The 11,415-nt window shown below is 60.2% G+C and carries 12 protein-coding genes; 5 read left to right on the forward strand and 7 right to left on the reverse strand.

The window, feature by feature from the left end; genetic code table 11:
- Nucleotides 1-157: 157 nt before the first annotated feature.
- Both PBDP_RS07590 and PBDP_RS07595 read right to left on the reverse strand, forming a co-directional pair.
- A complete protein-coding gene (locus PBDP_RS07590; RefSeq protein WP_109755815.1) occupies nt 158-430 on the reverse strand; it encodes a hypothetical protein in 273 nt (90 codons plus the stop codon).
- A 249-nt stretch (nt 431-679) separates the two neighbouring features.
- The gene (locus PBDP_RS07595; RefSeq protein ID WP_116831719.1) at nt 680-1,411 is read right to left on the reverse strand and encodes a DUF899 domain-containing protein; all 732 of its coding nucleotides are present in this window, start codon (nt 1,409-1,411) and stop codon (nt 680-682) included.
- Nucleotides 1,412-1,595: 184 nt separating this feature from the next.
- Between PBDP_RS07595 and PBDP_RS07600 the strand changes: the two genes are divergently transcribed.
- The gene (locus tag PBDP_RS07600) at nt 1,596-1,988 is read left to right on the forward strand and encodes a transcriptional regulator (RefSeq protein ID WP_116831720.1); all 393 of its coding nucleotides are present in this window, start codon (nt 1,596-1,598) and stop codon (nt 1,986-1,988) included.
- Between the two features lie 142 nt (nt 1,989-2,130).
- Here PBDP_RS07600 and PBDP_RS07605 read toward each other — a convergent pair whose 3' ends face one another.
- The 3 genes from PBDP_RS07605 to PBDP_RS07615 form a co-directional block, all read right to left on the reverse strand.
- Nucleotides 2,131-2,997 (reverse strand): DUF6279 family lipoprotein, encoded by an 867-nt coding sequence (locus PBDP_RS07605; protein ID WP_212802045.1) that lies wholly within the window; start codon nt 2,995-2,997, stop codon nt 2,131-2,133.
- 81 nt (nt 2,998-3,078) lie between these two features.
- The gene (locus tag PBDP_RS07610) at nt 3,079-3,795 is read right to left on the reverse strand and encodes a TorF family putative porin (RefSeq protein ID WP_109755811.1); all 717 of its coding nucleotides are present in this window, start codon (nt 3,793-3,795) and stop codon (nt 3,079-3,081) included.
- A gap of 192 nt (nt 3,796-3,987) precedes the next feature.
- Complete coding sequence (locus PBDP_RS07615) at nt 3,988-4,176, reverse strand: PFL_1563 family small protein (protein ID WP_212802046.1); 189 nt, start codon at nt 4,174-4,176, stop codon at nt 3,988-3,990.
- 339 nt (nt 4,177-4,515) lie between these two features.
- On the opposite strand from PBDP_RS07615, the gene PBDP_RS07620 reads away from it, so the two are divergent.
- Nucleotides 4,516-5,352: a CvfB family protein gene (locus tag PBDP_RS07620; RefSeq protein WP_109755810.1), complete on the forward strand. Its 837-nt coding sequence runs from the start codon at nt 4,516-4,518 to the stop codon at nt 5,350-5,352.
- Nucleotides 5,353-5,755: 403 nt separating this feature from the next.
- Nucleotides 5,756-7,201 carry an NCS1 family nucleobase:cation symporter-1 gene (locus PBDP_RS07625; protein WP_116831724.1) on the forward strand — a complete coding sequence of 482 codons (1,446 nt, stop codon included), beginning with the start codon at nt 5,756-5,758 and terminating at the stop codon, nt 7,199-7,201.
- Here PBDP_RS07625 and PBDP_RS07630 read toward each other — a convergent pair whose 3' ends face one another.
- Nucleotides 7,202-8,374 carry an MFS transporter gene (locus PBDP_RS07630; RefSeq protein WP_212802047.1) on the reverse strand — a complete coding sequence of 391 codons (1,173 nt, stop codon included), beginning with the start codon at nt 8,372-8,374 and terminating at the stop codon, nt 7,202-7,204.
- Nucleotides 8,375-8,478: 104 nt separating this feature from the next.
- Between PBDP_RS07630 and ptrR the strand changes: the two genes are divergently transcribed.
- Both ptrR and PBDP_RS30105 read left to right on the forward strand, forming a co-directional pair.
- Nucleotides 8,479-9,372 (forward strand): putrescine utilization regulator PtrR, encoded by an 894-nt coding sequence (gene ptrR, locus PBDP_RS07635; RefSeq protein ID WP_109755807.1) that lies wholly within the window; start codon nt 8,479-8,481, stop codon nt 9,370-9,372.
- Between the two features lie 139 nt (nt 9,373-9,511).
- Complete coding sequence (locus PBDP_RS30105) at nt 9,512-9,640, forward strand: PA1414 family protein (protein ID WP_267904898.1); 129 nt, start codon at nt 9,512-9,514, stop codon at nt 9,638-9,640.
- Nucleotides 9,641-9,908: 268 nt separating this feature from the next.
- On the opposite strand, the gene PBDP_RS07640 is transcribed toward PBDP_RS30105, so the two are convergent.
- Nucleotides 9,909-11,297, reverse strand: coding sequence for a sodium:solute symporter family protein (locus tag PBDP_RS07640; RefSeq protein ID WP_109755806.1), 1,389 nt, complete (start codon nt 11,295-11,297; stop codon nt 9,909-9,911).
- Nucleotides 11,298-11,415 lie beyond the last annotated feature (118 nt).

The raw sequence follows: 11,415 nt of genomic DNA on the forward strand, positions 1-11,415 counted from the left end.
AAGAGAGTCTGGAAAAGGGGGCTACACATCGATCAAGCGAGGACACAGCCCGAGCGAATCGTAGACGCCAAGTCTGCAGGGTTAAACTCTGTAAAGGTCTCAATAATTTTGCTCTCGCGCATGTGAAAAACGGGCGACCAAAGGTCGCCCGTTTTCGTTACTCAGCAGCCTGTACCCGCAACCGTCTCCCAATCACATCCATCACATCACACCCATCTCGTAACGCTATCGTCAGCATCTTGCAAAAGTCAGAAAGCACCACCGTATCGGAGCTGATATCCGAGCGGAACGCGATGTTTTCCAGCAGTTGGGTCACGGTGCGGATGCGGTAGTCGGCGGTTTCGAAGAGGACGTCGAGCGGAGCTTCGGTGTCGATGAGCAGGGTGGCCGGGGTGCAGTCGATTCCGGTGATGGGCATGTATCTGGTCATAAGCAGAGCCTCGAAAGTTGATGAGTCTCTCTGTAGATCGGGTCGCCAAACCCGGCTGCCTTTTTAGGCGACGAGGGACTATAGGGCGATCCGCTCTTGAGCCACAAGACGCCGCTTTCCGTGCTTCATGTAGGACGTTTGGCCTGGCAGTTGTCGGCTTTGGCTGAGGTAAAGCAAACGACTGCTGCGCAGTCGAGCGGGAGCAAGCTCCCTCGCCACAGGGGGCGGTGCTCGACTTGGGTTGGCGTATCAGCCATGGCAGCAGCCATGGGGCTTGGCCTCTTCGTATTTATCGTGATGCCGCACCCAGTCCATGATTTCGTCTTCGTTGCGGCCCTTGGGCGTCAGGTCGAGGTAGTTGTAGGTGCCGACCAATATGTCCAGGCCGCGGGCATAGGTGGAGTAGGTGTGGAAGATGTCGCCGGCTGCGTTGCGATAGAAGACGCTCAGGCCGGGGAGTTCGCCTTCGGTGGTGTCGGTTTTTTCGTAGTTGTAGGTGGCTTTTTCGGTGGCGGTGTCTTCGGTTTTGAAGCTGACGCCGAAGTCGTAGTTGAAGTCGCAGCCGTTGGACGAGACCCAGTCGAAGTCCCAGCCCATGCGGCGCTTGAAGGGTTGGAATTCGGCGAAGGGCGCGCGGGAGACGGCCACCACGGCCACGTCATGGTGGGCCAGGTGTTGGTTGGCTCCGTCGATGTGGTCGGACAGGAACGAGCAACCTTGGCAGCCTTCGGTCCAGCCGGGGCCGAACATGAAGTGGTAGACGATCAGTTGGCTGCGGCCGCCGAACAGGTCGGCCAGGTTCAGTTCGCCGTGGGGGCCTTGGAAGCGGTAGGGTTTGTCGATTTTTACCCAGGGCAGGGCGCGGCGTTCGGCGCTGAGTTTATCCCGTTCGCGGGTGAAGGCTTTTTCGTGGGCCAGGTGTTGGCGGCGGGCGGCGAGCCATTCTTCCCGCGAGACGACTGGATGATTCTCTACGTTCATGGTGATTTCTCCTGTGGCTGAGCTGCGAAATCGGCTTTCAACAGGTGGTCGTTCGGCCTTGGAAGAATTCGACAGGCCGTTGGTCGGCTCAAGACGGAGACCGCCCGGAAACCCGGCTGAACGGCGACGCAGCGCCTCGGTCACACCTTAAGTAGGCATCTCACTCTTTGGAGGATGGACCAGGATGACGACTTATAACTGGGACTTGATCGAACGGTTGTTGCACGAAGTGCAGAACGGCGCCGGCCACAGCTTTACCCCTCGGCCTTATGCGGAGCAGTACGCGGCGGAGAAAGCAGCCGCAGGCGAGGCGATCGAGAACCTCGATCATCTGAAAGCGGTCGCCGGGGAGTACGAAAAGCTGCTGTTGGAGCGTAACTATATCGAGCCGCGGCCGGAGGAAGAGGGCGGTAATGGCGAGAACTTTGTGCTGACACCGCGTGGCTCGCGGTTGTTAAGCCTGATCGACAGCAGCATTCCGGGCAATGATCATCCGCGCCAGGTGTTGGATGAGCAGGAGGATGCGCTGGATGAGTTTACCTTTGATGATTTGGCTTCGAAGGCGCAGATTGCCTGACAGGTCTGCATCGATTCCTGATGTGGGAGCGAGCCTGCTCGCAATAGCGGCCTGACAGTCATAGATAAGTTGCCTGTCGGAATGCTATCGCGAGCAGGCTCGCTCCCACATAGGATCTCTGTGTTTTCAAGTTCGTGCTTATTCAGCTTTGTGCCGCTTTCAGGCACTTCAAGTCAGTGAAGTCCTTCTTCACCCCGTCGATTTTCTTCAGCAGCTGTTCGCGCTGGGCTGGGGTGCTTTCGGCCATCAGGTCCACCAGCAGGCTGCGAGCCTGGGCTTCGGTTTTGCTGAAGGCCTCGCGGTAGGCGGGGGTCCAGAGGCTTTCGCGGTTGACCAGCAGTTGCTCGATGCGTTTGGGGAAGTCGGGGCTGTGGCGTTGGGCCACGGTTTCGCTGAACTGGTTTTGCCAGTGGGCGCGGTTGGCGATCCATTGCTGGTTCTGGTCGCCCAGGGCAGTGGACCAGGCCATTACTCGTTGGCGCTGGGCGTCGTTGAGTGGGCCGAGCCAGTCGTCCAGGCGTTTGATCATGCGTTCGCTGCGCTCCTGGATCTGTTCCTGCAACGTCGGCTTGAGGTATTGCTGCTGGCGTTTGCGCTGGTCCTTGACGAAGGCTGCGTCCATGTCGTCGACCTGGTCGTCGCTCAAGCCTTGCAGCAGTTCAATGGCCGAGGGGGTGATTTCCCGGGCGGTCTCGGCGATGGCGGCCTTGGCTTCCCGGGTACGCTGTTGCAGGGCTTCGTCGGTCACCTGGTCGGTTTGCACCATGGTCTTGAGGCGATCCAGCCAGTCGAGGTAGCCGGGCAGTTGCGTGGTGCAATGCCAGCTCAGGTGCTCCTTGAGACGTTCGTTGAACCAGTCTTTTTTCTCGCCATTGATCTCCAGGTAGTCGTTGAGGGTCCAGGGGATGATCAGGTCGAGGTTGCGGTAGGCCAGGCCTACACGGCTGCAGGCGGTAAGCGTCAGCAGCAGGGCGATGAACATGGCAGTGCGAGTCAACCAGCGCGGCATGAGCGAGTCCTTGCGAAGGCGTAGGTGCTTTGTTTGAGCATGGCAGGCGCGCGGCAGTTCAGCCGATCGAATAAGTAACGCTTAGTAAAAAGGATGGGCCATCTTGAGGGTCAGCAGGCTGTCGCATTCGCTGTTGTGGCCGGAGTATGCCGAGCAACTGCTGCCGCTGAGGCTTGAGTCGCTGTAGATCAGGTCCAGGTCGATGCCTTTCCAGGGACGGGAAATTTTCAATGACCAGTCGCTGAAACTGCCTACATAGCCGTTCTCGACCGAGACCGGTGTATTGAGCTGGTGGGTGGTGTATTTGGCGCTGATGCCAATGCCAAACGGCACGTTGCCGCCCAGGTCGGCAAACAGCGTGCTGTTCTGTTTGTCCGGATCGTTGCTCAGGGCCGCGCCGAAACGGCTGCCGAGCACGGTCAGGCCGCCGTAGAACTCCTGGCTATCGAGGGTATCGGCGGTGGGATAGCTGTAGTGGATCAGGCCGACCTCGTAGCCCAGGGTCTGGTCGAAGGGTTGTTTAAAGCCCATGTAGGAATCGACTTCCAGTTCGGTGGAAGGTGTGAGGCCGGCGCTGGGTGACCATTGGCCGACGTACCAGCCGCTGTCGTGGCTCAGGTCCAGGCCGCCATGAAACGAACCGGTGCTCGACGGTGTGACCAAACCTTCGGCCATGCTGCGGCTGGGCGTGGTGCCGAGTTTGAGGTCGAAGTCGCCGAGTTCGCGTTGGAACACCTGCCCCTGAGCGAGGGAACATGTCAGTAGGCTGATCATCAGCAGAACGATAGAGCTGCGCATGCTTCCTCCATGAATAGCGAGAAGCAGGATCGGTATTAAGCTGAAACGCTTGAGCTAGAGAGGTGAAAGCATACCGGCGAATGCTCGGCAGCGAAGGCCGTTCGTCGATTCATGGGAAATGGGTGGGGCGGGGAGGGTTCCAGTCCAAGCGCTTCGAAGTTCAAAGCGCCTTGGGACCAGGTGACACGCAGGTTACTTCTTGCCCAGGCTGATCTGCTTGGACGCGCCGAATGTCTGGCCGCTGACGCCTTTGGCAATTTGCTGGATCTCACCGCCGGACTTGAGGAACGCAGCGATCTGATCGTTGATCGACTCGCTGGTTTCAACGGCTGGAGCTGGCTTCGATTTGCTGTTGGATGCTTTTACGCGCATGACGACCATTAACCTGTAAATAATTAATTGGGCCAGGCATCGTACAGTAAATACTTGACAATTGCTTGGCAAATATCCTTCTCAATTATCGCTATGGTGACGGCAATAATGCGCGATTACCCTGCAATTATTGCCCTAAGCCTCTGTTTTAAATAACAACCGTGAAAGAAATAGGGTGCTGATGGCGAGCGGTATGCACCGTCGCCGGCCTGACGAATGGCCGTGTGCCGGGGGAAAACCCAGGAAAATCAATGATTGCGCAGGGGCTTGCCGGCAAACCTTGCTGGCGGCCACGAATCGCGCTGCAAAACCGGGTAGAATGCCGCCCACGCAATGAGGGTATTGGAAATGGCTTTAGTCGGGCGCTACAACAGTTTGCAAGTGGTTAAACACACTAACTTCGGTTTATATCTGGACGGCGGTGCGGACGGCGAAATCCTGCTGCCCAACCGATATATTCCCAAGGATATTCCCAGTGAAGATGAAGATTGGCTCAATGTTTTCATTTATCTGGACAGCGACGACAAACTGATCGCCACCACGGAAAAACCAAAAGTGCAGGTGGGTGAGTTCGCCAGCCTGAAAGTGGTCGAGGTCAACAGCATCGGGGTGTTCCTGGACTGGGGCCTGCCCAAGGATCTGCTGCTGCCGTATTCCGAAGAAAAGCGCCAGATGACCGCTGGCGAATACTGCGTGGTGCATGTCTACCTCGACAAACACACCCGTCGCATCACCGCCACGGCGCGCCTGGATCGTTATCTGGACAAGACTCCGGCCAACTACACGCCAGGGCAGGAAGTGGATTTGTTGGTCGCCGAAGCCACCGACATGGGGTTCAAGGCGATCATCAATAACAAGCATTGGGGCTTGATCCACAAGAACGAAATCTTCAAGTTCATGCGCGCCGGCAAACAGGAAAAAGGCTTCATCAAGGAAATCCGCCCGGACGGCAAGATCAGCCTGAGCTTGCAGCCGGTGGGCCAGGAAGCCGCCACCAGCCTGAACGCCAAGATCCTCGCCAAGTTGCGCGAGAACAACGGCACGCTGGCAGTCAGCGACAAGAGCGACCCGGCGCTGATCAGCAGCCTGTTTGGCGTGAGCAAGGGCAACTTCAAGAAAGCCATTGGCGCGCTGTACAAGAATGGGCAGATTGTCATTCATGCTGATCGCATTGAATTGAGCTGATCTTCAGCCGAGTCACAGCATCCGTGGCAAGTAAGGGTTTATGTGGCCAGGGAGGCCTAGCTGTGGGAGCAAGGCTTGCCCGCGATGAAGGCGATGCGGTCTTTTCTGAAACCGAGGCGCCTGTTTCGCGAGCAAGCTTTGCTCCCACATAATAGCGACGTACTGCGACTTCCCTCTGTATACAAAACCCTGCACCTTTAGCATGCATCCGCGCCCTGTTCGTGGGCGCATGTCTGCTCTTGCTCGGCTTTTACTCCCGCTACACACCCCGGTTTGTCTCACATTTCGCCGCTATGGCACGCATTCTGCGTGGCAACGCGTATACAAACCATGCCGGCTCCCGTGCGCAGTATGGTGAGCAGGTTGATGCGGGGGCACGGCGGTACTCAAAAGGAGCCCCGCAATGTCCGAGCAATTGCCCAACGGCTACAGCCCCCGCCTCTATAACGAGGACTTGGGCCCGCTGCCGCAGAAATGGAATTGGTACAACATCTTCGCGTTCTGGATGAGCGATGTGCACAGCGTCGGCGGTTATGTCTTCGCCGCCAGCCTGTTCGCGTTGGGCCTGGCGAGTTGGCAGGTGTTGATCGCCTTGCTCGGTGGGATTTGCATCGTGCAGTTGATCGCCAACCTGGTCGCCAGGCCGAGCCAGCAGGCGGCGGTGCCGTATCCGGTAATCTGTCGGCTGGCGTTCGGGGTGTTCGGGGCAAATATTCCTGCGGTGATCCGGGGCTTGATCGCCGTGGCCTGGTACGGCATTCAGACGTACCTGGCGTCCAGCGCGTTGATCATCGTGGTGCTGCGGTTTTTTCCTTCGATGGAAGTCTACGCAACGGCGCATTTTGCCGGTTTGTCCTACCTGGGTTGGTTCGGTTTCCTCAGCCTGTGGTTCGTCCAGGCGCTGGTGTTCTGGACAGGCATGGAGTCGATCCGTCGCTTCATCGACTGGGCCGGGCCGGTGGTGTATGCGGTGATGTTTCTGTTGGCCGGCTGGATCGTCTGGAAGGCCGGTTGGAGCAATATCAGCTTCACCTTGGCGGAGAAGTCGTTGTCCGGTTGGCAGGCGTTCGGCCAGGTGATCGTGGCCACGGCTCTGGTGGTGTCGTACTTTTCCGGCCCAACCCTGAATTTCGGCGATTTCAGCCGTTACTGCCGGAGCATGTCTGACGTACGCCGGGGCAATTTCTGGGGGCTGCCGGTGAATTTCCTGGCGTTCTCCCTGGTCACCGTAGTGATTGTTTCCGGGACCTTGCCGGTGTTCGGCGAAATGCTCCATGACCCGATCGCCACCGTGGCGCGCATCGACAACGATGTGGCGGTCTTGCTGGGTGCCTTTGCCTTCGTGACTGCCACCATCGGCATCAACATTGTCGCCAACTTCGTCTCTCCGGCCTTTGATTTCGCCAACGTCGCGCCCAGCAAGATCAGTTGGCGCGCCGGCGGCATGATCGCGGCAGTGGCCTCGATTTTCATCACGCCGTGGAACCTGTTCAACAACCCCGAAGTGATCCACTACACCCTGGACGTACTGGCGGCGTTCATCGGCCCGCTGTTCGGGATCCTGCTGGTGGATTACTACTTGATCAAAAAACAGCAGATCGACGTCGACGCGCTGTTCAATGATGGGCCGAGCGGGCGCTATTACTACAGCGGCGGTATCAACTGGACCGCGGTCAAGGCGCTGATCCCGGCAACGTTGATGGGGGTGGCGATCACCTTCACGCCACTGCTGCAACCGATGGCCAACTTCGCCTGGTTCACCGGTTGCTTCCTCGGCGGGGTGTTGTATTTCGCCTTGGCACGACGTGAGCCAGTCACGCACTTGAGTTCATCGCTCAGCCAGGCCTGATCAACGCAGGGCGGTCTGGACGCAAGGGCTCACCGCGCCCCGGCTGGCGGGCCGCAGCAACAGCCCGCCGGCCAGCAGCAGGCCACTGCCGGCAATGATCAGCGCCGGTTGCAGGCCGCCGCTGAAATGGCTGCTCAACGCCGCCAGCAGTGGCCCGCTGAGCTGGCCCACGGCAAAGCAGGCGGTCAACAGGCCCGCGTTGCGCTGGGTGGCGTGGGGCGCCAGTTCCCGGGAGTGCTGCATCACCAGCTGCATGCAGGCCAGGAACGGTGCGCCACACAGGATCACGCCCAACGCCAGCCCCGGCCCGCTGCCCAGCAGGCAGGCGAACACCCCGGCGGCTTGCAGCCAGAGTGTACCAATCAGCCAGCGGCCGGTGGTGTTCGGGTTGGGGCGACGCAGGCTGACCAGCAACACGCCAGTGGCAGCGGTCAGGCCGAAGCAGGGCCAGAACAGGTCGGCTTGCCATTGCCCATGGAACTGCGCCGAGGCCATCTGCGACAGGAACGTTGCCGGGATGATGTAGCCCACGCCGTACAGGGCGTACACCACGCCAAGTCGAGCGATGCCACGGTTCGGCGAGGCGCTCACTGGCGCGGCAACGGTCGCGGCTGCGGCGGGTTGCGGCAGGATCGGCAGAATCACCAGCAGCATCGCCAGTGCCACGCCGGCATACACTAGCCACAGGGTCGCGGACGTTTGCCCCAACAGGTTCGAAGCCAGGGCGAGCAGGCCGGTCAGGAAAATCCCCAACCCAGGGCCGGCAAACACCAGGGCGCCGAGCCGTGGACGTCCCGCTGCTGCTGCCAAGGGTTGGCTCAGGGCGGTGATCATCACCAGTACCCAGGCGCTCGCCACGCCAGTGCCAAAGCGCAATGCCAGGTGTGGCCAGAAGCCCCAGGCCCAGAACGACGCCAGGGTCAGCAGTACGCACAGCCACAGGCCACCGAGCAAGCGCCGGCGCACCTGTTCCGGGCGGTGGGCGAACATGGCGTCCAGCGCGCCGAGGAAGTAACCCAGGTAGTTGGCGGCGGCAATCAGACCGGCGGCGGTCAAGTCGAGCTGACCTTCGCCGATCAAATGAGGTAACTGGGGTGTAAGGGCGAAGCGGCCAATGCCCATGGCCATCATCAGGGCGATGAAGCTGCCGAGCAGGCGAGTAAGAGGTGACATGGTCGTTCTCCGGGTATCGGGGCGAATGACCGTCAGGCTAGGACTGATTGACTTTCATTAAAAATGAATAATAGTGAGTAACTTGTTCTTTTTTGGAGAATGTCGTGGAGTTCAGCCAATTACGGATTTTCCAGGCCGTGGCCGAGGAAGGTTCCATCACCCGGGCCGCCGAGCGCTTGCACCGGGTGCCGTCGAACCTCTCGACCCGGCTCAAGCAGCTTGAGGAGCAACTGGGCGTGGACCTTTTCCTGCGGGAGCGTCAGCGTTTGCAGTTGTCACCGGCAGGAAAAGTCCTGCTGGACTATGCGGCCAAGCTTTTTGCCCTGCACGACGAAGCCCATGCTGCCGTGCAGGGCGGGCAGCCAGCCGGGGATTTTCTACTGGGCACTATGTACAGCACGGCGGCGACGCATTTGCCGGACCTGTTGGCGGCCTATCACCGGGCGTATCCGGCGGTGAACCTGCAAGTGCAATCCGGGCCCAGTGGTGAATTGCTCGAAGGCCTGCTCACCAATCGTCTCGACGCAGCGTTGGTGGACGGTCCACTGGAGCTGGCGGGGCTCGATGGCGTGCCGTTGTGCGACGAGCGGTTGGTGCTGATTACCGAGGCCGATCATCCGCCGGTACGCAGCGCGCTGGATGTGCAGGGCCGCGCGGTGTTCACGTTCCGGCGTGGTTGCTCCTACCGGATGCGCTTGGAAGCCTGGTTTGCCCATGACCATGCGACCATGGGCCGGGCGATGGAAATCGAGTCTTACCAGGGGATGCTGGCGTGTGTGATCGCCGGGTCTGGGGTGGCGTTGATGTCCGAGTCGATGCTGGCCAGCCTGCCGGGTCGCGAGCGGGTGACGGTGCATCCGCTGGCCGAGCCGTTCGCCAGCGCCACCACCTGGCTGATGTGGCGCAAAGGCATGGTCGGGGCCAACCTGAACGCCTGGATCGAATTGCAACAACAGGCCTGGCCGCGAGGGCCAATGATCACGGCGCAATCGGCTTGAACTCCGGGAGGTGGATTTGGATCAATTCAGTAACAGATCATTGCAAACTGAGACGAGCATTGCGTAGAACATCGGACTATTATCAGTGCGAAGGGGCCACAGAAATCTGCCGCTCGCACCACCCTGAGGGGGCACCACGATGAAAGAGAAAATCCAGAACTGGCTTCACGACCTGGGTGTCGCGCTGGGGCTGATCGAGCCGCCAATGCAACCGGTACCGATCCGCACCGATGACGAGCAACGCCGCCGTCAATCGCGCCGCCGGTAAACACACCGCAGAATTTGGAGAGATCGCAGTTCCGGACCATTTCATTGAGATGGGCCGGAACTGCGATCTTTTTATTTCCAGGGCAACCCTATGGTGAGGGGGTTTACTTGTGGCGAGGGGATTTATCCCCGCTGGAGCGCGCAGCGGTCCCAAACGCTGACACTTCGGTGTGGCAGACAGATTGAATTGACTGTTTTGGGCTGCTTCGCAGCCCAACGGGGATAAATCCCCTCGCCACAACTGCGTTCGGCTTGATTTCAGTTGTCGATCAAACCGCCTTGGCCACCACCTCCGGGCGTGGCGCCAACACACTCACCAGCACAAAACTCACCAGCGCCACGCTCAGGCTGTAGTAGATCGGCGTGTTCGCGTCCAGGCCATCCTTGAGCATGAAGAACAAGGCGGTCAAGAAGCCCAGCGACATGCTGGTGATCGCGCCGGCAGTGGTGGCGCGCTTCCAGTAGATGGCGCCGATCAGCGGGATCAGCATGCCGCCCACCAACAGGTTGTAGGCCAGGGTCAGGGCGCTGATGACGTCGCTGACCACCAGGGCGATCACCAGCACCACGGCCCCCATCAGCAGGGTCGCGATACGGTTTTCGTGGACGTCGCCACTGCCGCTTTCACGGCCCTGGCGCAGGCGTGGCAGCAAATCCTGGACCACCGTGGTGGACGCCGCGAGCAGGCCTGCCGCGGCGGTGGACATCAAGGCCGCCAGGGCCGCGGCGATCACCAGCCCGCGAATGCCGTTGGGCAGGCTGGTCTGGACGACGCTGGCAAAGGCGTTGTTGACGTTCGCAAGGTCCGGCAGCAAGACCTTGGCCGCCATGCCGATCAACGCCCCGGCCAGGCCGTACAGCACGCAGTACAGGCCGGCGGCGGTGCCGGCGACCTTGGCCACGCCTTCGCTGCGGGCGGTGAACACCCGTTGCCAGATGTCCTGGCCGATGAAGATGCCGAAGAAGTAGATCAGGAAGTAGGTGAGGATGGTGTCCCAGCCAATGGCGGTGAAATCGAAGTAGCTGGCCGGCAGCTTGGCCACCATGGCGTCCCAGCCGCCGGCATCGACGATGGACATCGGCATCAGCAGGAACACCAGGCCAACGGTCATGATCAAGAATTGCACGATGTCGGTGAGGGTCAGCGACCACATGCCGCCAATGGTGGAATACAACACCACCACGCCGCCGCCCACCAGGATCGAAACCCAGAACGGCAGGCCGAACAGCACCTGCATCACGGTACCAATGGCGATGGTCGAGGTGGCACCGATCATCAATGCGTAAACCAGCATGATCAGCGCACTGGCCTGGCGCGCGGCGGGGTTGTAGCGACGCTCCAGCACTTGGGTCACGGTGTAGATCTTGAGCTTGAGCAACGGCTTGGCGAGAAACAGGCTGAGGCCGACGATGCCCAGGCCGATGGCGCCGCACAGCCAGAATCCAGAGATGCCGTAGACGTAGCCCAGGCGTACGGTGCCGATGGTGGACGCACCGCCCAGTACGGTAGCGGCCATGGTGCCCAGGTAAAAGCCCGGGCCGAGGTTGCGCCCGGCGACCAGGTAGTCGTCACGGGTCTTGGCGCGGCGCATGCCGTACCAGCCGAGGGCGATCATGCCGGCAGCGTAGATAAGAACGACGATTAAGTCCAAAGCCATGGTGGCGTGTCTCCGATTGTCTTTTTTATAGTGAGTCGGGGTGCTGCCGTCCCTGGCACCTCAACCCCTGCGTGAGCGCGCTTTTTGTGGCGAGGGAGCTTGCTCCCGCTCGACTGCG

The sequence above is a fragment of the Pseudomonas sp. St290 genome, assembly GCF_018325805.1.
GTDB lineage: Bacteria > Pseudomonadota > Gammaproteobacteria > Pseudomonadales > Pseudomonadaceae > Aquipseudomonas > Aquipseudomonas bijieensis.

Coding starts and splice junctions, on each gene's coding strand:
- PBDP_RS30105 (WP_267904898.1), top strand. CDS start 9,512: ATGAAAGAGAAAATCCAGAACTGGCTTCACGACCTGGGTGTCGCGCTG.
- PBDP_RS07595 (WP_116831719.1), bottom strand. CDS start 1,411: ATGAACGTAGAGAATCATCCAGTCGTCTCGCGGGAAGAATGGCTCGCC.
- PBDP_RS07600 (WP_116831720.1), top strand. CDS start 1,596: ATGACGACTTATAACTGGGACTTGATCGAACGGTTGTTGCACGAAGTG.
- PBDP_RS07615 (WP_212802046.1), bottom strand. CDS start 4,176: ATGGTCGTCATGCGCGTAAAAGCATCCAACAGCAAATCGAAGCCAGCT.
- PBDP_RS07625 (WP_116831724.1), top strand. CDS start 5,756: ATGTCCGAGCAATTGCCCAACGGCTACAGCCCCCGCCTCTATAACGAG.
- PBDP_RS07630 (WP_212802047.1), bottom strand. CDS start 8,374: ATGTCACCTCTTACTCGCCTGCTCGGCAGCTTCATCGCCCTGATGATG.
- PBDP_RS07610 (WP_109755811.1), bottom strand. CDS start 3,795: ATGCGCAGCTCTATCGTTCTGCTGATGATCAGCCTACTGACATGTTCC.
- PBDP_RS07590 (WP_109755815.1), bottom strand. CDS start 430: ATGACCAGATACATGCCCATCACCGGAATCGACTGCACCCCGGCCACC.
- PBDP_RS07640 (WP_109755806.1), bottom strand. CDS start 11,297: ATGGCTTTGGACTTAATCGTCGTTCTTATCTACGCTGCCGGCATGATC.
- PBDP_RS07620 (WP_109755810.1), top strand. CDS start 4,516: ATGGCTTTAGTCGGGCGCTACAACAGTTTGCAAGTGGTTAAACACACT.
- PBDP_RS07605 (WP_212802045.1), bottom strand. CDS start 2,997: ATGCCGCGCTGGTTGACTCGCACTGCCATGTTCATCGCCCTGCTGCTG.